The 19,839-nt window shown below is 68.2% G+C and carries 18 protein-coding genes and 2 pseudogenes; 3 read left to right on the top strand and 17 right to left on the bottom strand.

Features of this window, described 5'->3' with window-relative positions:
* Positions 1-24: 24 nt before the first annotated feature.
* The 5 genes and pseudogenes from cydC to HCT51_RS10480 all read right to left on the bottom strand — a co-directional run bounded on the left by cydC (position 25) and on the right by HCT51_RS10480 (position 6,079).
* Positions 25-1,875, bottom strand: a complete 1,851-nt coding sequence (gene cydC, locus HCT51_RS19070; protein ID WP_473964521.1) for a thiol reductant ABC exporter subunit CydC — start codon at positions 1,873-1,875, stop codon at positions 25-27.
* Positions 1,852-2,436: pseudogene (locus HCT51_RS19075) on the bottom strand (ATP-binding cassette domain-containing protein); the annotation flags it as partial. The gene cydC and the pseudogene HCT51_RS19075, both read right to left, overlap by 24 nt.
* A 279-nt stretch (positions 2,437-2,715) precedes the next feature.
* Positions 2,716-3,552, bottom strand: a pseudogene (locus tag HCT51_RS19080) (ABC transporter transmembrane domain-containing protein); the annotation flags it as partial.
* Positions 3,549-4,562, bottom strand: a complete 1,014-nt coding sequence (gene cydB / locus HCT51_RS10475) for a cytochrome d ubiquinol oxidase subunit II (protein ID WP_166873711.1) — start codon at positions 4,560-4,562, stop codon at positions 3,549-3,551. The pseudogene HCT51_RS19080 and the gene cydB, both read right to left, overlap by 4 nt.
* Before the next feature lie 14 nt (positions 4,563-4,576).
* Positions 4,577-6,079 (bottom strand): cytochrome ubiquinol oxidase subunit I, encoded by a 1,503-nt coding sequence (locus tag HCT51_RS10480; RefSeq protein WP_224760443.1) that lies wholly within the window; start codon positions 6,077-6,079, stop codon positions 4,577-4,579.
* A gap of 93 nt (positions 6,080-6,172) precedes the next feature.
* On the opposite strand from HCT51_RS10480, the gene HCT51_RS10485 reads away from it, so the two are divergent.
* The 3 genes from HCT51_RS10485 (at position 6,173) to HCT51_RS10495 (ending at position 8,566) form a co-directional block, all read left to right on the top strand.
* The gene (locus HCT51_RS10485) at positions 6,173-6,544 is read left to right on the top strand and encodes a BlaI/MecI/CopY family transcriptional regulator (protein WP_224760444.1); all 372 of its coding nucleotides are present in this window, start codon (positions 6,173-6,175) and stop codon (positions 6,542-6,544) included.
* Entirely contained in the window at positions 6,541-7,434 is an 894-nt protein-coding gene (locus HCT51_RS10490; RefSeq protein ID WP_166873715.1) for a M56 family metallopeptidase, read from the top strand. Before HCT51_RS10485 ends, HCT51_RS10490 begins: the two co-directional genes overlap by 4 nt.
* A 223-nt stretch (positions 7,435-7,657) precedes the next feature.
* Complete coding sequence (locus HCT51_RS10495) at positions 7,658-8,566, top strand: SDR family oxidoreductase (RefSeq protein ID WP_166873718.1); 909 nt, start codon at positions 7,658-7,660, stop codon at positions 8,564-8,566.
* Positions 8,567-8,614: 48 nt separating this feature from the next.
* Here the strand turns inward: HCT51_RS10495 and HCT51_RS10500 are convergent, their stop codons facing one another.
* The 12 genes from HCT51_RS10500 to HCT51_RS10560 all read right to left on the bottom strand — a co-directional run bounded on the left by HCT51_RS10500 (position 8,615) and on the right by HCT51_RS10560 (position 19,839).
* Entirely contained in the window at positions 8,615-9,565 is a 951-nt protein-coding gene (locus HCT51_RS10500) for a DMT family transporter (RefSeq protein ID WP_166873720.1), read from the bottom strand.
* Between the two features lie 401 nt (positions 9,566-9,966).
* The gene (locus HCT51_RS10510) at positions 9,967-10,965 is read right to left on the bottom strand and encodes an HNH endonuclease (RefSeq protein ID WP_166873722.1); all 999 of its coding nucleotides are present in this window, start codon (positions 10,963-10,965) and stop codon (positions 9,967-9,969) included.
* Positions 10,966-11,178: 213 nt separating this feature from the next.
* A complete protein-coding gene (gene mutM, locus HCT51_RS10515; RefSeq protein ID WP_166873724.1) occupies positions 11,179-12,117 on the bottom strand; it encodes a bifunctional DNA-formamidopyrimidine glycosylase/DNA-(apurinic or apyrimidinic site) lyase in 939 nt (312 codons plus the stop codon).
* Between the two features lie 3 nt (positions 12,118-12,120).
* Entirely contained in the window at positions 12,121-12,792 is a 672-nt protein-coding gene (gene rnc / locus HCT51_RS10520) for a ribonuclease III (protein ID WP_224760772.1), read from the bottom strand.
* A gap of 80 nt (positions 12,793-12,872) precedes the next feature.
* Entirely contained in the window at positions 12,873-13,076 is a 204-nt protein-coding gene (gene rpmF, locus HCT51_RS10525) for a 50S ribosomal protein L32 (protein ID WP_166873726.1), read from the bottom strand.
* 3 nt (positions 13,077-13,079) lie between these two features.
* Positions 13,080-13,646 carry a YceD family protein gene (locus HCT51_RS10530; RefSeq protein WP_166873727.1) on the bottom strand — a complete coding sequence of 189 codons (567 nt, stop codon included), beginning with the start codon at positions 13,644-13,646 and terminating at the stop codon, positions 13,080-13,082.
* An 11-nt stretch (positions 13,647-13,657) separates the two neighbouring features.
* Complete coding sequence (locus HCT51_RS10535) at positions 13,658-15,001, bottom strand: aspartate aminotransferase family protein (RefSeq protein WP_166873730.1); 1,344 nt, start codon at positions 14,999-15,001, stop codon at positions 13,658-13,660.
* A 112-nt stretch (positions 15,002-15,113) separates the two neighbouring features.
* Positions 15,114-16,262 carry an ABC transporter substrate-binding protein gene (locus tag HCT51_RS10540; RefSeq protein ID WP_166873733.1) on the bottom strand — a complete coding sequence of 383 codons (1,149 nt, stop codon included), beginning with the start codon at positions 16,260-16,262 and terminating at the stop codon, positions 15,114-15,116.
* A gap of 55 nt (positions 16,263-16,317) precedes the next feature.
* Entirely contained in the window at positions 16,318-17,091 is a 774-nt protein-coding gene (locus HCT51_RS10545) for an ABC transporter permease (RefSeq protein WP_166873736.1), read from the bottom strand.
* Positions 17,091-17,897: an ABC transporter ATP-binding protein gene (locus HCT51_RS10550; protein WP_224760445.1), complete on the bottom strand. Its 807-nt coding sequence runs from the start codon at positions 17,895-17,897 to the stop codon at positions 17,091-17,093. The genes HCT51_RS10545 and HCT51_RS10550 overlap by 1 nt, the downstream gene beginning before the upstream one ends.
* A complete protein-coding gene (locus HCT51_RS10555) occupies positions 17,894-18,826 on the bottom strand; it encodes an ABC transporter permease (RefSeq protein ID WP_166873742.1) in 933 nt (310 codons plus the stop codon). The genes HCT51_RS10550 and HCT51_RS10555 overlap by 4 nt, the downstream gene beginning before the upstream one ends.
* Complete coding sequence (locus HCT51_RS10560) at positions 18,823-19,839, bottom strand: TIGR03842 family LLM class F420-dependent oxidoreductase (protein WP_166873745.1); 1,017 nt, start codon at positions 19,837-19,839, stop codon at positions 18,823-18,825. Before HCT51_RS10560 ends, HCT51_RS10555 begins: the two co-directional genes overlap by 4 nt.

A 19,839-nucleotide genomic window follows, 5' to 3' on the forward strand; every position in this document is an offset into this window, starting at 1 on the left:
CGGCGTCACGGGCAGTGCGCGGCGTCAGACGGTCGCCGCGTCGAGCGCCGCCACGCTGAGCCGGCCATCCTGCAGTCGCAGCACCCGGTCGACCCGGTCGAGTCCCTCGGTGCGGTGAGTGACCAACAGCACGGAGCGGCCAGACTCCCTCGCCTCACCCAGCACGTCGGCCATCAGCGCCAGTGCAGTGGGACCGTCCAGACTCTCGGTGGGTTCGTCGAGGATCAGGATGTCGGCATCCCGCAGTAGCGCGCGGGCGAGGGCCAGCCGGCGCCGTTCCCCGCCGGACAGAGTGAGCCCGCCCGAGTCCAGCCAGGTGTCGAGCCCGGCGGGCAGTTCGGCGAGCCACTCGCCGAGGCCGGCCCGGCCGAGCGCCCTGGTGAGCTCGTGGTCGGCCGTATCCGGAGCAGCGAACAGCAGGTTCTCGCGCAGGGTGCTCGCGAACACGTGATCGTACTCACCGAGGGCGGTGATCCGGGTGCGCACGTCGTCACCGGCGAGCGTTGACGCCGGCGTGCCGTTGAGGGTGACCGTGCCCGCCGCCGGATCGAGCAGCCGGAGTGCCACCGCGGCCAGGGTGGACTTGCCGCTGCCCGAGGCGCCGAGGATCGCGACCTGCTCCCCCGGCCGCAGCGTGAAATCGAGGCCGTTGAGGGCTCGCGTGTCGCCCCAGCCCGCGGTGACTTGCTCGAACCGCAACTCGGGTGAGCGCCGCGGTTTCGCGCGAGCGCAGGGGTTTTCGCCGCGGCGTTCGTGCGAAAGTGCGGCGCTCGGTGCTGACGCAGGCGCGGGCTCGCTCGCTGCCGGGGGCACCGCGACGGCGGCGGCCAGGCGGGCGGTGGCGGCGCGTCCCCTGCGGATGGCGAGCACCGCGGGCACCACGGCGAGCAGCGGTTCGGCGAGGGTGAGCGAGGCGAGGGCGAGGATGCCGAAAAGTTCCGGACTGATCTGCCCCTGCGCGAACGCGGCACCGGCAACCCCGATGGCTCCGATCACGGTGATGGCGATACCGGCCCGGGCAATCGCCTCGCCGACGCCGCCGAACCAGGCCGACCGAAGCTCGGCGCGGGCCAGCTGCCGCGACCGCCGCTCCGGGATGTCGCGCACCGCGCCGCGCACGGCAAGCTCTTCGAGCCCGTCGGTCGATTCGACCAGCGCGTCGGCCAGGGTGTCACGCAACGGGTCGAGGCTGCGGTGGCTGGCCCGATCGACGACGACCGCGACCAACGGCGCGAGAACGACGGCGACCACAAGGCCGACCACAACCGGCAGCAGCAGCGACGGAAGCACGCTGATCGCGGCGACGGCAGCGACGAGCACCGCGAGCAGGCTGCCCGCCAGCGGCAGCCCGCCGCGCAGGGTGCCGTCCAGCCGTGTGTCGACGTCGGTCACCAGGCGGGTGAGCAGGTCACCGCGACGCGCGGAGAGGGCACCGGGCAGCCGGATGGCGAGGGCATCGACGAGCTCGGCCCGCCAGCGCGACAGCCGGCCAAGCGCCAAATCGTGCGAGGCGAGACGCTCGAAGTAGCGCAGCAGCGGCTTCAGGATCGCGGTTGCCCGCACGATCACCACCGCCACAGACAGGGTGAGCACCGGCGGCTGATCGTAGGCGCGCACGATCATCCAGGCGGCCGCTGCGGTGAGGGTCGTGCCGGTGAGGAATGCGGCAGCGCCGAGCACCGCGGCACTGACCAGCCGGGTGCCGCCGGACAGCCGATCCCACCGGGCGCGCACACTCGCGAGCGGTCCTGGCGCGACGGGCGCTTCGGTGGCGCGCAGTATGGGTGCCGCGCCGGATTCGGCGGGCGCCGGCACGACCGCAATAGTACGGTCCGCGGCGTCGATCAGGGCCGGACGGTGCGCAACGGCAATCACCGTGGTCCCGCGTGCGACGAGAGCGGTCAGCCGGTCAATCACCCGCGCCTCGGAGGCAGGGTCCAGGTGAGCTGTCGGTTCGTCGAGCAGCAGCAGAGCAGGAGCCTGATCGGCGTCGAGCAGGATGCGAGCCAGGGCGAGCCGCTGCCGTTGGCCGGCGGAGAGTCCCTGCGCGGCCTCGCCGAGCGCGGTGGCAAGGCCGTCCGGCAGCTCCGACGCGAGTCCGACCGTGTCGAGTGCAAGCAGCATCCGCTGCTCGACGGCAGCGCGGGTCTCGACGCCCGCGCGAGTCTCGGCGGCAGCGTGGGTCTTGGCGTCCACGCCGGTGTCAGCGAGCGCCTCGGCCACGGTGCGCGCGTGCGGGAATCGCGGATGCTGCGGCAGGTAGAGCGCGTGCGGTGCGGTGGCCCGCCCCTCGGTGGGCTCCTGCACGCCGGCGAGCACCCGCAGCAGCGTGGTCTTGCCGGCGCCGGAGGGGCCGGTGACGGCGACGAACTCGCCGGGGAACACGGTGAGGGCGCGCAGCGAGAGAGCCGGGCGACCGCGACCCGGGTAGCGCACGACCAACCCGCGCGCTGAGACGCCGGTGTCGCGCTCGCGGACCGGGGCGGCGGCATCCGCTCCGTTGACGGAGACGGTGATGCGGCCGGCATCCGTAGTACTGATTCCGGCAGCGCTTACGAAACCACTGGTTTCGACCGTGCTGATGTCGTCGATGCGGTCGGCGATGGCGCTGGCGTCGGCGCTGTCGTGGAAGCGCGCGCCGACCTCGCGCAGCGGACGATAGGCCTCGGGGGCGAGCAGGATCGCGGCGAGGGCGGGGAACAGCTCCATGTCGCCGGCGGCCAGGCGCAGGCCGGCGTTCACGGCGACGAGTCCCACCGAGATGGTGGCGACCAGTTCGAGTGCGGTGGACGACAGGAAGGCGAGCACGAGCACCCGCATGGTGGAGCCGCGGTACCGCTCGGTGACCGCCGCGACCGAGCGGCCCTGACGGCCGGCGCGGCCGAACAGCCGCAGCGTCGGGAGGCCCTGCACCACGTCGAGGAAGTGCCCGGCCAGCGCCTGACCGGATTCCCACTGCTGGTTCGCCCGCTTCTGGGTGGCCCAGCCGACGAGGATGGCGAAGATGGGCACCAGCGGCAGGGTCAGCGCGATGGTGATGGCCGAGCGGATGTCGACGACGGCGAGTACCAGCAGCACCGCGCCCGGCAGCACGGCAGCCGCGACGAGCGACGGCAGGTACGCGGTGAACCACGGCCGCAGCGCGGCCAGCCCGGTGCCGAGCAGCGCCGCGAACCCGCTCGCGCCGCCCGCGCCCGCGGTGCCGACCCAGCCGGCAAGCCAGGCGGGTCCGCGCCGGGAGGCGGCCTCGAGCAGTTCGCTGCGCACTCCGGCGACAACCCGGGTGGTGGCCCGTTCGGTGGCGACGCTCTTGATCCAGCTGAACAGCGCCTGCAGCGCGAGGCTCACGGCGATCACGGTGAGCGGTCCGGTCGGCACCGTGCCCGGCTGCTCGACCACGGCGGCGACGAACATCGACACCGCGAGCAACAGCACGATGCTGGCCAGGGCACCGAGCACCTCGGTGGCGCCGATCACCCCGATGTCGAGCCGGGCGCCCCGCGCGTGACGGAGGAGACGCTGGTCGACCGGACCCCGCAGCGGCGCGCTCACGACGCGACGCGCTCGCTGGCCACCCGCTTGCGGAACACCCAGTACGACCAGCCCTGGTAGAGCAGCACGCCGGGCAGGATGCAGAGCGCGCCGATGCTGATCACCTGAAGGGCGTAGTCGCTGGCGGCCGCGCTCTGCATGGTGATCGAGAAGGCGTCGTTCAGCGTGGACGGCAACACGACCGGCAGTTGCGCGGCGAGCGCGGTCACCACGGTCAGCGCGGTGGCGGCGCTGGCGAGGGTGAAGCCGAGGGCCTCACGGCCGCGCCGGACGATGCCCCACCCCGCGGCGAGCAGCAGCGCCACGACAGCGAGCAGCGCGGCCTGCAGCACCAGCCCGGCAACCATCAGCGCAATCGCTGCGGCCAGCGCGGCGACGGCGAGCACGGCGAGCAGCGGGGCGGCGAGCTTGGTGGCCCGCTCCCGCACCGGACCGGTGGTGCGCAGCGCCAGGAACGTGGCACCGAGCGCGAGGGAGCTGACCAGGCTTGCCAGGGCACCGATGATGGCCCCGGGCGTCATCAGCGGCGCGATGGTGCGGGTGAGCGCATTCGCGCCGGCCATGACCTCGCCTCCGTCGTTGATCGCGAGCCCGCCGACCATGACGCCGATGACGGCGCCGAAGCCGAGGGCGGCGACGGCGGATGACGCGGCCAGCGCGACATCCGCGCGGCGACGCCAGCTGGCGCTCTCGTTCTTGATGCGGAACTCGATGGCCACGCCGCGGGCGGCCAGGGCGAGCAGCACGAGCACGATCGGGAGGTACAGCCCAGACAGCAGCGCGGCGTACCAGTCGGGGAACGCCGCGAAGGTCACGCCGATCGCGGCGACCAGCCACACCTCATTGCCGTCCCAGAGCGGCCCGATGGTGCGGATCGCGGCCGACCGCTGGTGCTCGTCGCGACCGAGCAGCGGAGAGAGCATGCCGACACCGAAGTCGAAGCCCTCGAGCACGAAGAACAGCACCCAGCAGACGATCGTGAGCGCGATCCAAATGATTGTGAGATCCATGGCAGTGCCTTCCGTCAGAACGAGGGCGCGCTCTGGCGCCGTGAGTCGGGGACGCCTGCGTCCGTGTCGGTGCCCACAGCGGTACCGCTGTCGGCAGCGCTGTCGGAGTCGTCGTCTGCGCCGCGGACGCCGCCGAGTTCCAGCGACAGCGGCTGCCGGCCGAGGTGCAGCACCAGGCGGATCCAGATCACCGCGAGGATGCCGTAGACCACGGTGAAGCCGCCGATCGACAGCAGCACCTCGGGGGCGGTCAGCCCCGGCGAGACGCCGTCCTCGGTCTTGAACAGTCCGAACACCAGCCACGGCTGCCGGGCGGTCTCCGAGAAGATCCAGCCGAAGCTGTTGGCGGCGAGCGGCAGCACCGGCAGCACCGGCACGGTGACCATGAGAATGCGGTGCATCCAGTTGGAGCGGTCCAGGTGTCCGCCCTTGCGGGTGAACCAGAGGATGATGACCGCGAGCAGCGCGGCGAGCATGCCGACCCCGATCATCAGCCGGAAGGTCCAGTACGCCATCGGAATCAGCGGCATGTAGTCGCCGGGACCGTACAGCTCGGTGTACTGCGCCTGCAGGTCGTTGAGACCCTGTACCGGCGCGTTCGGGTCGCCGACGGCGAGGATCGACAGCATGTACGGGATGTCGAGGGAGAAGAACGGCTCCTCGTCGACGTGGGTCGACAGGGCGAAGATCGAGAACGGGGCACCGGTCTGGGTCTCGTAGAGCCCCTCCGCGGCGGCCATCTTCATCGGCTGCACCTTGGTGATGACCTTGCCGAGGATGTCGCCGGTCAGCGCGACGGCGGCGCCTCCGGCCAGGGTCACCCAGGCTCCGACGCGGGCGAGGGTGCGCCAGGCGGCGCGCTCCGCGACATCCGTCACCTGCTTCTTGCCCCACGCGCGCCACATGCCGAAGGCGAGCACGAGCGCGCCGCCGGCCATCGCGGCTCCCGCGGCGGTGTGCGGGAACGCGGCCAGGTTGACCTCGTTGGTCATCAGGTCGAAGAAGTTGCTCAGTTCGGCGCGGCCGGTCTCTTCGTTGACCGTGTAGGCGACCGGGCTCTGCATGAACGAGTTCGCGGCCAGGATGATGAACGCCGACAGGATGGTGCCGATCGCGACGACCCAGATCGTGGCGAGGTGCACCTTGGCCGGCATCCGGTTCCAACCGAAGTACCAGAGACCGAGGAAGGTCGCCTCCAGGAAGAACGCAAGCATGCCCTCCATGGCGAGCGTGGGGCCGAACACGTCGCCGTAGAAGCGGGCGAAGTCGCTCCACGCCAAGCCGAACTGGAACTCCTGCACGAGGCCGGTGACGACGCCGACGGCGAAGGTGACCAGCAGCACCTTGCCGAGGAACAGGGTGAGCGCCTTGTACTGCTCCTTGCCGGTGCGCAGCCACACGGTCTGCATCACCGCGGTGATCGAGGCCAGGCTGATCGACAGCGGCACAAAGAAGTAGTGGTAGATCGTCACGACTGCGAATTGCAGTCGTGACAGGTCAGTGACATCCAGTTCCACGGGGTCTCCAGTCGGTCTACGACGTTACGTAGTAATTACTACCACATGTAGTACTTAGACGTGTAGTACGTCGGATGACGTAGAATGGCGCGTATGGGACTGGGCGAACTCGAAAACGACGTCATGCGCCAGCTGTGGGCATCTGAAGCCCCGCTGACCGTGCGCGAGGTGCATGAACGCCTCGCCGAGAACCGCACGCTGGCTTACACCACGGTGATGACGGTGCTCGATCGCCTGGCGCGCAAGGGCGTCGTCCGGCAGGAGCGCAGCGGCCGCGCCTACCTCTACTCCGCCGCGAGCAGCCGCGAAGAAATGGCGGCAGAGTTGATGCTCGACGCCCTCGGCGAGGTCAGCGATCCCGGCGCGCGTCTTGCCGCCCTGCAGTACTTCGTCGGCAAGGTCGGCAAGCGCGAGGCCGAGGCGATCCAGGAAGCCCTGCAGACGAGCGCAGACCGCGCACTGTGACCGGCGTCTGGCTCGCCGCACTCGCCCTGCTGCTGGCAGGGCCGGTTCCGGATGCGCTCGGCCGGGCGCGCTGGACGGCTCGCGCGCCGCGCGCGGCCGTCGTGCTCTGGCAGGCCATCGCGGTCGCCGCCGTGCTGGCGGGCATCGGCAGCGTGCTCGCGCTGCCCGAAGAGGTCGTGCGGCTGCAGGCCGCCCAGGACCAGTTGGAGTTCGGCCCCGACCTGATCGCCGCAGCGACGATCGCCGCGCTGATGGCCGGCACCATCGTGCTGCGACTGTTCGTCTCGCTCGGCCGGCTGGCGATCAGCACGCGCCGGCGCCGGCAGCGGCACCGCGACCTGGTCGACCTGATCTCGCATGACGTCGCGAACCAGAACCTGGATCTGCGCATCCTGGACGGCGCTCACCCTGTGGCCTATTGCGTTCCCGGCCGCCGTGCTCGCGTGGTGATCTCGACCGGCACCACCGAGCTGCTGACCGCCAAGCAGGTCGACGCCGTCGTGGCGCACGAGCGCGCGCACCTACGCAGTCGGCATGACCTCGTGATCGAGGCGTTCACCGCGCTGCACGCGGCGTTCCCGCGGTGGGTGCGTAGCCAGATCGCGCTCGAATCGGTGCACCAGCTGCTTGAGATGCTGGCCGATGACAGTGCCGCCCGCCAGCACGGCCGGCAGGTTCTCGTCGGCGCGATCACGGCAATGACAACGACGGATGACGCCGAGGCTGTTGCCCGCATCGGTCGCCTCCGCCCGCCTGTCGCCGATGCTGGTCCACCCCGGCGGCGCCTCGCCGCAGCGATGTACGCCGGTGCCGCCGCTGTGCTGCTCATTCCGACGGTGTCGCTGGCGATGCCGTGGTTGACCGAGGCTTACGCGGCCCTGCCTTTCTGAGGCTGCTGACGGCTGACGGCCGGACAACCCCATCAGATTCCAGTAGGCACAACTCTCACCCGATTGCAGGTGGGTCGCGGAGCCGCTTCGCTCGCCCTGCGGTGAGCCAGCTGCCGACCGAGGCCTAGCGCGATCCGCGACATTCACGACCCGGGGTTATGTAAACATGGAGGTGAAAGAAGCCGAACCGACCACACGTTTTGAGTCGGCATGGGAGTCGGACATGAGCCTGCAGGGCAAGGTCGCGTTGGTGGCGGGAGCCACCCGTGGTGCAGGGCGCGGAATCGCCGTCGAGCTCGGTGCGGCGGGAGCCACGGTTTATGTGACGGGGCGCACCACCCGGGAACGCGCATCCGAGTACGGGCGTCCCGAAACCATCGAGGAGACCGCTGAACTGGTCACCCGTGCGGGTGGCATCGGCATTGCCGTGCCCGTCGACCATCTCGTCCCCGACCAGGTCGGCGCTCTGGTCGACCGCATCCGTGTTGAGCAGGGGCGCCTCGACGTGCTCGTCAACGACATCTGGGGTGGCGAACTGCTCTTCGAATGGGATAAACCCGTCTGGGAACACGACCTGGACAATGGCCTGCGCCTCCTGCGTCTCGCGATCGACACCCACCTCATCACGGCGCACTACGCCCTGCCGCTGCTCATCGAACGGCCTGGCGGCCTGCTCGTTGAAGTCACCGATGGGACGGCGGAGTACAACGCCCAGCACTACCGGAACTCGCCCTTTTATGACCTTGCGAAGGTTGCCGTGAACCGCATGGCGTGGGCGCATGCGAAAGACCTGGAGCCGCACCGCGCGACGGCGGTGTCACTCACACCGGGCTGGATGCGGTCGGAGATCATGCTCGATGTCTATGGCGTCACGGAGCGGAACTGGCGCGACGCGATCGAGCAGGTGCCGCACTTTGCAATCTCCGAGACGCCCCGCTTCGTCGGACGGGCCGTCGCAGCGCTCGCCGCTGACCCCGAGCACGCCCGCTGGAATGGCCAGTCATTGTCCAGCGGCGCACTTGCCACGGAGTACGGCTTCACAGATCTGGACGGCTCCCGCCCCGACGCCTGGCGGTACATCGTGGAGGTACAGGATGCCGGGAAGCCCGCCGACACCGCGGGCTACCGCTGATCTCCTGACAGTGAGCACGTCCGAGACCGAATGAGGTGAGTCGGGCGGTTAGCGGGCGCCGTCGCGCTCTGCGGCCAGCGACGAGACGACCCGGCCAGCCGGCCGCCGAACCGCCGCGGCACTCAGCACGACAAGCGCCGCGGCCAGCACGATGAAACCGGCCACCCCGCTCGCGCTGAGCTGCTCGTTGAGAACGAGCAGAGCGAGCAGGCTCGCCGTGAGCGGCTCGGCGAGAGTGAGGGTCGAGACTGTGGGCGCCGACAGGGTCGAGAGACCCCGCCCGAACAGCACATAGCCGAGCGTCGTCGTGATCAGGCCGAGCCACAGAGCCATCGCCAGGCCCTCAGGCGTGACCAGCCAGGCGAGATCGGACAGCAGCAGAATCGGCAGGCTGGCCAGCGCCGCACCGCCGAAGACGGCGCCCATCGAGGCATCCGCGCCCCAGCCGCGCTGGAGCAGCGCCTTCGCCGCGAGGGTATACACGGCGTAGGAGGCGCCGGCGCCGATCGAGCCGGCGAGTCCGGCAGGACTGATTCCGGATGCCCCGGCCTCGAAAACCCCGCCGAGCAGCGCCACCCCGACCGCTGCGATCGCGGTGGCAATCAGCCATGGCGTGCCGGGATAGCGGCGGTTCAGTACCCAGTCGAGGGCGCCGGTGATCACCGGCGCTGAGCCGAGCGCGACCACGGTGCCGATCGCCACGCCGTTTTCGGCGGTGCCGAAGAAGAATGCCGGCTGATAGGCGACGATGCCCGCGGCACCGGCCACGACAACCAGCCACGCCGGTCCGCGACGCCGGGGAGTCAGACGGTGAGCCTTCGGGCGACGCTTCTGGCGACCGCGCATGGACAGCCAGGCGACGAGGGCGAGCGCCCCTCCCCCGATTACGATGCGGACGGCGCCGAGGGATGTCGCGGAGGCGTCGGGGCCGAGCGCTTGCGCGGTACCGGTCGTGCCGAAACAGACCGCAGCCAGCAGCACGAACACGACGCCTCTCACCCGTCGATTCTGGCACGGCGGGTGCGGCGATTCCGGCCGAGCGTGCCCCGCCCGGCGGCGCCGCATGCCACACGCCACGCGAACGCTGTGTTTCCGGACGACCGAGCTTGCCGCGGCGGGTGCTCTCGGCCAGAAACGGCGCGTTCATCGATCAACGTCCGGCGGGCTGCGATGCATCCGCCCCGATGCTCAGCGCAGTCGCTGGCAGAAGGGGAGGAAGTGGGAGCCGCGGTTCATAAACTGCTCGCGCCCGATCGGCCTGCGGCAGCGCGGACACGGTTTGCCCTGTTGCCCTAGGTGTTCAGCGAGTGCGAGAAGTATCCCCCGCCGGCCGATTGCGTTCACGTTGATCTAAACGCGGAGACCCGGAGCCAATGGCTCCGGGTCTCCGCTCTGTGCGGTTACGCGACGATCTTCGCACCCTTGGTGCGATTGCACCTCCAGCAGAGGGTCTGCAAGTTCTCGGGGACGCTAAGGCCGCCCTTTGAAACAGGCATCATGTGGTCGACCTCGAGCAGCAGATGAGGCTCAGCGGCCAGCGAGACACCGCACTGCAGGCAGGTGTGGCGATCGCGCTCCTTGATCTGGCCGCGCAGACGCGCCGTCATCAACGCGCGCTGGCCAGCAGCAGACTTCGTCCAGCGAATCTTCTCAACCAGAGTCGCCGACAGCGACTCCAGCGTCGGGGTGTTGAGTTGAATTCTTGTCTCCTGGCCAGTGTTTCCACCCGCAGAGGTGTACTGGAACTTGTACTGCGGATAAGGCACCGCAATGGGTGACAGGTGCACGCCCACCTGATCCCAGAATTCCGTGGGGTAGTGCTTCATGATGAACGCCGGAGGGTTGATCTTTGCGGCGATCTCACCCTCGCGACCCTTAACGTTGCCAACCGCCTCTTCGAGCCGCGCGATGTCGTTCGCGACGCGCTGCACGTCGGAAAGGGTCGCCTGGTCGGCCTTGATACCGAAGTACTTCATCAAGTACTTAATCGGCTCCTGACTCGCGTTACGAATGACCTGCAGAGAAGCATTGTGAACGTGCGGCGCGTACTGCGCGACGTTGCGGTCGCGACGGTTATTCCATGCTGACGTGTTCTCGAACGTAGCGAGGTGCGCGTGCTGACCTGTGGCGGACGCGCCAAGTTCGAAGGAGCCCTGAGAGCGAATCTCGGCGACGTAGTTGACCACTTCGTTGTGCTCGGAGACGACCGAAGTGATCTGTGCTTTCAGGTTCTGGAAGTGCTCGGAACCAAAATAGCGATTCTTACGGATCGTGCGAACGATCGGGTTGGCGAGAAGAACCAACCCTACAGTGAGAAGCACGACCCAGCCGTTCTGCGTCAGGCTACTGAGGAGGATCGGAAGCGCGATCAGGAGGGTGATGAAGAGCGGTTTTGGCATGCCTTGAGCTTTCCGAAAGGGCGAACAAAGTCAACCTATTGATCCTGCCACGTTCCTCCGAATTTTGCTCGCAAAACGACCTTGCACCAGTGGACCAGGAGCAACGCGAACGCTGTGTTTCCGGCCGCGTGCGCGTGCCGCGGCGGGCGCTCTCGGCCGAAAACACAGGGTTCACCGACAATGTCCGGCAGGTGCGGTCACCCGCCGCGCTGCTCAGCGCACACGTTGGCAGAACGCGCAGAAGTGCGAGCCGCGGTTCATGAACTGCTCGCGCCGGATCGGCCTGCCGCAGCGCGGGCACGGGTTGCCCTGCTGCCCGTAGGCGTTCAGCGAGTGCGAGAAGTAGCCGGATGCCCCGTTCACGTTCACGTACTGCGCGTCGAAGCTGGTTCCGCCCTCGGCGAGGGCCTTGGTCAGCACCATCCGCACCTCGGCCAGCAGCAGCGCGGCGCGCGGTCGGCTGAGGCTCGACGTGGGCTGGTCGTAGTGGATACGGGCCGCCCACAGCGCCTCATCGGCGTAGATGTTGCCGATGCCGCTGACAAGGGTCTGGTCGAGCATGGCCCGCTTGATGCTGGTGTTGCGGCGCTTCAGCGCGGCGAAGAACCTCGCGTCGTCGAAGGCCGGGTCCAGTGGGTCGCGGGCGATGTGGGCAACGGCACTCGGTACCGTCGCGGAGTCGGCGCCGAGGCCGCCGGCCGCTCCGTCCGGCGTCGGCAGCAGACTGTCGATCGCCATCGATCCGAAGATCCGCTGGTCGACGAAGTTCAGGCGGAGCGGGCCGTGGGCGGGATGCTCGATGTCCAGACGGATGCGGGTGAGCCGGTCGTCGGGCTGGTCGCGGTCGCGAAGCAGCACTTGGCCGCTCATGCCGAGGTGGAGGACGAGGGCTTCGACGGCGGGTTTCGAGACGCTCGCGGGCGCTCCCTCCTCAACCGGCGAAACCGGCGCGAGCGGCAGCCACAGGAACTTGCCGCGACGCACCGCGCCGAGGATGCTGCGCTCCCGCAGCCGGTCGATGAAGTCCTCGCTCGGGCCGCGGTGACGGCGCAGGGAGCGCTCGTCATACACCGTGACCGCGTGGATCGCGGCATCCGTCACCGCGGGCGCGAGCCCGGCGCGCACCACCTCCACCTCGGGAAGTTCTGGCACGTCTCAGCCCGTGACGGTCTGCTGCAGGCGGGTCCACGCGTCAAGCGCCGCGGCCATCTCTGCCTGCTTCTTGCTGGTGCCGTCGCCGCCGGCGATGGCATCGTCTCCGAGCAGCACCTCGGCGTGGAAGACCTTGGAGTGGTCCGGTCCGGTGTTCGTCACCCGGTAGATCGGAATCCCGCGGCCGAGCCGCGCCGCCAGCTCCTGCAGGCTGGTTTTCGGGTCCATGGCGGCGCCGAAGCGGTCGGGGGTCGCCAGAAGCGGCCTGATCAGCCGCAGCACGAGAGCCGTGGCCTCATCCGGTCCGCGGTCGAGGTAGGCGGCTCCGATGAGCGCCTCGACGGTGTCGGCCAGGATCGACGACTTGTCACGGCCTCCGGTGAGTTCCTCGCCGCGCCCCAACCGGATGTGCCGGCCGAGGTTGATCGACCTGGCGACCTCGGCGAGGGCGACACTGGAGACGAGGCTGGCCCGGCGTTTGGCCAGGTCTCCCTCATCAAGCGTCGGGTTCTCGCGGTACAGCATCACCGTGACCGCTTGGCCGAGAATCGAGTCGCCAAGAAACTCCAGGCGCTCGTTGTGCGTCACGCCACCGTTCTCGTACGCGAACGAACGATGGGTCAGCGCGGTTTCGAGCAGAGCTGGGTCGATCTGCAGCTGCAGCGACGCGGACAAATCGGCCCGACTCGGGCCGTCATCAGAAGACGAGGACACGAGCACGGGCCGATTTCTCGATGGTGTGAGGTGACGTCGGATTAGACGTCAGCGACCTTGCGGCCCTTGTACTCCATGTACAGGGCGGTGCCTGCGGAGTCCTCAACGACCTTGGCGCGGTGCGGGAGGCTGTAGGTGACCTTGCCGTTTTCGATGGTCTTCACCAGCTGCACCGGCGTGGCCTTCCACTGCGACCGGCGCGAGTGGGTGTTGGAGCGTGACTGCTTCCGCTTCGGAACGGCCATTACTTATCTCTTCTCTCTATCGGCGCTGTTTCCAGCGCCTTCGTCTTCGGATGCGGCTGCCTGAAAGCCTTGGAGCGCAGACCATCTCGGGTCGAGCACCTCGCGGGGTTTCCTGTCCGGATCATCAGCCAGGCGCTCCCCCGTTGCCGGGTCGAGTCCTGGGCAGTCCGGCCGGCAGACCGGCTGGAACGGCAGTGACAGCACTACCGCATCCCTGACTACCGGTTCAAGATCCACGTGGTCATCGTGAACCGTGTAGTCAAAAGCTTCGTCGAAAGAATACGCGAAAAGCTCTTGGAATTCGACTTGGACAGGCAGTTCGATGTCAATCAGGCAGCGCACGCACTGTCCGGTGGCCACCGTATCGACCTCTGTGGAGACCAGGATGCCGTCGTGCAGGCCCTCCAGGCGCACCTCAAGCTCGACATTTGTGCCCTCTTTCACCGACACGATTCCGTCGCCGAGCTGCTCCGGCGCGGGAATGGAAATGTGGTGCTCACGCAACAGCCCCGGACGGTGCATGATGTCGTGCACCGCCAAGGTGTAAGGAGTGTTCTTGAACGCAGGCATAGCGCTCTATTCTACCGGATCAGTGAGTTCTCCACGGTTGTGAACGCCTGGTCGTAGATGTCGAGCGCTCTGGCCACCTCGTTGGCGGTGACCACGCAGGGCGGAACGACGTGGATGCGGTTGTCCGCGGTGAACGGCAGCAGCCCGCGCGAGAGCAGTTCCTTCTTCAGCGAACCGATCACCGCGCCGGACACCGGTACCCGCGTGTCGAGGTCGTCGACCAGGTCAAGCGCCCAGAACACCCCGCTGCCGCGAACGTCACCGATCAGCGAATGCGCGTCCATCAGCGCGGCAAGCCCCGGCCCCAGATGCTCCTCGCCGATCATCCGGGCGTTCTCGATGATGCTCTCGTCCTGCATCGCGTCGATCGCCCCGACGATCGAGGCCATGGCGAGCGGATGTCCCGAATAGGTGAGTCCGCCGGGGAAAACCTGGTTGGTGAATACGTCCGCGATTGCCGGCGAGATCGCCACGCCACCGGCCGGCACGTAGCCGGAGTTGACGCCCTTCGCGAAGGTGACCAGGTCGGGCACCACATCGAACGCGTGGAACGCGAACCACTCCCCGGTTCGGCCGAAGCCCACCATCACCTCGTCGAGGATCAGCACGATGCCGTACTTGTCGGCGAGCGCCCGAACCCCCGGCAGGTATCCCGGCGGCGGAACGATCACGCCGGCGGTGCCGGGGATGGTCTCGATGAGCAGCGCCGCGATCGAGTCCGCGCCCTCCGCCTGGATCACCCGTTCCAGGTGGTGCAGGGCGCGCTCGGTCTCTTGCGCGGGCGAGACCGACCAGAACTCCGACCGGTACGGGAACGGGCCGAAGAAGTGCACGTGGCCGCGCGCGTACTCGTTGGGCACCCGCCGCCAGTCGCCGGTGGCCACGATCGCCGCGCCGGTGTTGCCGTGGTAGCTGCGGTACATGCTGAGCACCTTGTCGCGGCCGGTGGCGATCCGCGCCATCCGCATCGCGTTCTCGTTGGCGTCCGCCCCGCCGTTGGTGAAGAAGATCTTGCTGAAGTTGCCGCCGAGCTTGTCGAGGATGCGACTGGCGGCCTCTCCGCGCGTGCGGTTGGCATGGGCCGGCGCGACGGTTGCCAGCACGTCGGCTTGCCGCTTGATGGCGTCGATGACCGCCGGATGCTGGTGGCCGATGTTCGTGTTGACGAGCTGGCTGGAGAAGTCGAGGTACTCCTTGCCGTCGAAGTCCCAGACCACGGAGCCCTTGCCCCCGGCGATGACCATGGGGTTCAACGCGCCCTGCGCCGACCAGGAATGGAACACGTGCGAGCGGTCGAGGTCGAACGCGCGTTCGCCATCCGCGCGGCTCACGGTCGAGAAGTCGAAATCGGTCATGAACACTCCAGTCGTGCAGCCAATCCGGGTACCCCCGCGGGGGCGCCGGTGCCCCCGGGAACACCATACGGTCTTCCCGGGGGCCTATGCGTGATTCGGTTAGTTGGTGCGGTTAGTTGCCGCCCTCTTCGAGGGTGACCTCGATGGGGCTGAAGTTCTCCCCGGTCAGGTCGATGTCCTCTCCCTCGAGCGCGTCCAGGGCCTGCTGGATGTAGTCGTTCGTGTAGGCGGTGGCGGGCGGCTCCTCGGTGATCAGGCTGGCGCCGGTCTCGTTCACCGCGCTGAGCGCCGCAGCGACCGTGGCATCCCACGCCGCCTGATCGATCACGCCGATGCCGTCCGGTGACGGCCAGATGAGCTTGTTGGTCTCATTAACCATCCACAGTTCGTGGCTCGGTCCCCAGCCGGATCCGGCCGCGATAGTGATGTCGGCCGCTTCCTGCGGGTTCTCTGCCGCGTAGGCCCAGCCCTTGATCACGGCCTTCAGGAAGGCCACCGTGGTGTCCTGGTACTCCTGGTCGCTGTCCAGCCGCTCGGTGTCGGCCCAGATGGCGTCCTGCAGCATCGCGCCGACGGTGTCCTGGTAGCTGATCACGTTGAAGTCCTCCGGCTGATACAGCTCTCCGGTGTCGGGGTTCGGTGTCTCCAGCAGCTGGGCGTATTCGTTGTAGGTCATCGCCTGCGCGGCGTCGATGTCGCCCTGCAGGAAGGCATTCATGTTGAAGTCCTGGGTGATGATCTCCACGGTCGTGGCGTCGAGCCCTTCCGCGGCCATTGCCGCGAAGATCTCCCACTCGTTGCCGAAGCCCCAGGAGCCGATCTTCCTGCCCTCGAAGTCCGCCACGGACTCGATACCGGAGTCAGCCCAGGAGACCTGCAGGGTTCCCGACTTCTGGAAGATCTGCGCGATGTTGGTGACGTTCGCGCCGGCCTCGATCGATCCGAGCACCTTGGGCACCCAGGCGATGGCGTAGTCGACGTCGCCGTTGGCGAGGGCGTCCTGCGGCACGATGTCACCGCCGGACGGGATGATCTCGACATCCAGTCCCTCGTCCTCGAAGAAGCCCTGCTCCTGAGCGGCGAAGTAGCCGGCGAACTGGCCCTGCGGCAGCCACTGCAGCTGCAGCTTGACCTCGGTGAGTTCGCCGTTGGTGCCCTCTGTGGTGGGTTCGTCTGCGGTGGGCGAACATGCCGAGAGGATGAGCGCCGCGGTGAGAGCTGCGACGCCGAGTGTCGCAATGCGACGTGTGCTGTGTTTCATGGTCCATCCTGTCTGTGATGTGAGGTGGAGCAGTGGTGTGTGGGTGGAGGGCGGGTCAGCCTCGTCGCTTCATGACGAGACGTTCGAGGGCGAGCGTGATCAGGTAGAAGGCGAGTCCGAGCACGATGCCGGCGACCACGTACGCCCAGGCGCGCGGGTACGCGCTGGACGCCGCCGAGGTCGAGATCAGGCCGCCGAGCCCGCCGCGCGGACCGCCAAAGTACTCGGCGACGAGTGCCGAGATCACCGCGAGTGAGGAAGCGATGCGGATGCCGGTGAAGACGAAGGGTGTGGCCGTCGGAAGGGTGACCGTGCGCATGATCTGCGCCCGATTGGCGGCATATGACCGCATCAGATCGCGGTGCACCGGCAGGGTCTGCCGCAGGCCACGCAGGGTGTTGATGAACACCGGCACGAACGAGGCGAGGCCGGCGATCACCTGCCGGCCGGTCTGCGAGTCGGCGCCGAACATCGTGTTCAGTACCGGCGCGAGCGCCACGATCGGGATCACGGCGAGCGCGGCGACCACCGGCGCGCTCATGTAGTCGATCACCCGGGTGAGTGAGGCGAGCAGGGCGAACAGGATACCGAGCACCGACCCGACGATCAGCCCGAGCAGCGCATTCAGCCCCGTCACTGCGGCGGCGCTCAGCATCGATGGCCAGAATTCGACGATTTGGTCGATGATCGACGCCGGGCTCGGCAGCAGGTAGTCGTCGACACCGCCGACGCTCACGAGCAGCTGCCAGATGCCGAGCACCAGCGCGCCGGCCGCGACCGGGGCGATGATCCTGGTCGTGTTCTCGGCACGGGGGCTGAGGGTGCGCATCAGCGGGTCTCCACCCCGCGCGGGCCGGTCTGCACCGGCGATCCCTGATGTAGCGCCTCGCGCACCGCGGTGACCATGTCGAAGAAGGCCTGCTCCTCGCGCAGGCCCTCGGTGCGGGCTGCTCCCAGCCGCATCGGGATAATCTCCTGGATCCGCCCGGGCCGTGGCGACATCACCACAACCCGGTCGGAGAGAAACGCCGCCTCCGGGATGGAGTGGGTGACGAACACCACCGCCGCCTTGGTCTCGGCGCAGATACGCACGAGTTCGGCCTGCATCCGTTCCCTGGTCATCTCGTCGAGCGCGCCGAATGGCTCGTCCATCAGCAGCAGGCTCGGCTTCTCGGCGAGTGAGCGGGCGATCGCCACGCGCTGCTGCATTCCGCCCGAGAGCTGGTCGGGGTACCGGTCGGCAAAGTCGGAGAGCCCGACGAGCTCAATCAATTCGGCCACGCGTTCCTTGCGCTGCCGGGCGCCGACCCCGTGCAAGGTCAGCGGCAGCTCGATGTTTCCGGCCACGGTGCGCCACGGCAGCAGGCCCGCCTGCTGGAACGCGATGCCGTAGTCCTGATCGCGCCTGGCCTGGCTGGCGTTCTTGCCGAACACCTGCACGCTGCCGCTCGTCGGTGTGTCCAGGTCGGCAATCAGCCGCATCAGCGTCGACTTGCCGCAGCCGGATGGGCCGATCAGTGACACGAACTCGCCGGCGGCCACGGTCAGGTTGATCTCCTGCAGCGCCGACACCTGCCCCGACCGAGTCTCGAACGTCTTGTCGACCCCGGTGATAGTGACTGCTTCGGTTGTCACGTGTTGACCTCTACTCGTCGATAGTCCTTGAGTACAGCGCCGAGGATGGCGATCGAACCGGCGGCGACGAGACCGAGCACGATCGATCCGAAGATCGGACCCCATGCCTTTTCGGGGTCGCCGCTGGCCTGCCCGGCGTACTGGATGAGGATGCGGCCGATGCCGCCCTGCAGCCCGGTTGAGACCTCGGCGACCACAGCGCCGATGACCGCGTTGGCGGCGGCCAGCCGGAGCGCGGGAAGCAGGTAGGGCACCGCGGCTGGGAAGCGCAGCCAGATGAGGGTCCTCCACCAGCCGGTGGCGTAGCTGTGCATCAGGTCGACGTGGATGGCATCCGGCGACTGCAGGCCCTTCAAGGCGCCGACGGCGACCGGGAAGAACGCCAGGTATGACGCGATCAGGGCGACGGACATCCAGTCCTGCCATTCGAACGCGCCGATCTCGACCCTGGATCCCCAGCTGCGCACCACGGGCGCGAACGCGATGAGCGGGATGGTCTGGCTGAGCACGATCCAGGGCAGCAGTCCCCACTCGGCGATCCGCCAGCGCTGCATCACCAGCGCCAGCCCGATGCCGACGGCCACCGCCACCAGCCAGCCGACCGCGGCGATGCCGAGGGTGACCAGGGCGGCCTGGGCCACCACGACCCAGAGGGGTAGTGCGTCGGCCGACCGGGTCACCGGTTCGCCGAGCCGCGCCAGCATGTCCCAGACGTGTGGCATGGCGAGGTCGCTGGTGCGCGGCAGCACTCGGGTGTCGCCGATCACCACCCCGTCGGGCGGGCCGAGCAGCTTGTACAGTTCCCACACCGCGACGAGCGTGAGGATGCCGAGCGCACCGAACCCCCACGCGGCGAGCAGCCGCCTGGGCGATCTCCGCCGCCTGAGTGCCGGTGGAATGGGCGCGAGCGCCGGTTGAACGTCTGTCATACCTTGGCCACGATGTGTTCTCTGAGCGTGGGGATCACGGTTTCGCCGTAGACCCGCAGTGTCTCCTCTTTATTGTCATGCTGCAGGTACCCGGCGAAGTGGTCGACGCCGATGTCTTTCAGCGCCTTCAGCTTGTCGATGTGCTGCTCGGCGGTGCCCAGCACGCAGAACCGGTCGACGATCTCGTCTGGCACGAACTGGGTATGCACGTTCCCGGCCTGCCCGTGCTCGTTGTAGTCGTAGTCCTGACGGCCCTTGATGTAGTCGGTCAGCGCGTCCGGAACGGCTCCATGTTCGCCGTACTTCGCCACGATGTCGGCGACGTGGTTGCCCACCATTCCGCCGAACCAGCGGGTCTGGTCGCGCATGTGCGGCAGGTCGTCGCCGATGTAGAACGGGGCCGCCACACAGAATTTCACCGACATCGGGTCGCGGCCCGCGGCGTCCGCGGCATCCCGAACCGTCTTGATCATCCAACTGGCGATGTCGAGGTCGGCCAGCTGCAGGATGAAGCCGTCGCCCACCTCCCCGGCCAGTTTCAGCGCCAGCGGCCCGTACGCCGCCACCCAGATATCCAGCTGTGAGCCGCGGCTCCACGGGAACTGCAGGGTCGAGCCGTGGTACTCGACCGGTCTGCTGTTTGCGAGTTCCCTGATGACGTGGATCGATTCGCGCAGGGTCTTCAGCGTGGTGGGCTCGCCGCCGGTGACCCGCACCGCGGAGTCTCCGCGGCCGATGCCGCAGATGGTGCGGTTGCCGTACATGTCGTTGAGGGTGGCGTACAGCGACGCGGTGACCGTCCAGTCGCGGGTGGCCGGGTTGGTGACCATGGGTCCCACCGTGATCCGGGTGGTCTCGGCCAGGATGCGGCTGTAGATCACGTACGGCTCCTGCCAGAGCAGGTGCGAGTCGAACGTCCAGGCGTGGGTGAACCCGAACTGCTCGGCGAGTTTCGCCAGGTGCACCGTGCGGGAGGCGGGCGGGTTGGTCTGTAGTACTACTCCGAAGTCCAT

The sequence above is a fragment of the Salinibacterium sp. ZJ450 genome, from assembly GCF_011751885.2.
GTDB lineage: Bacteria > Actinomycetota > Actinomycetes > Actinomycetales > Microbacteriaceae > Ruicaihuangia.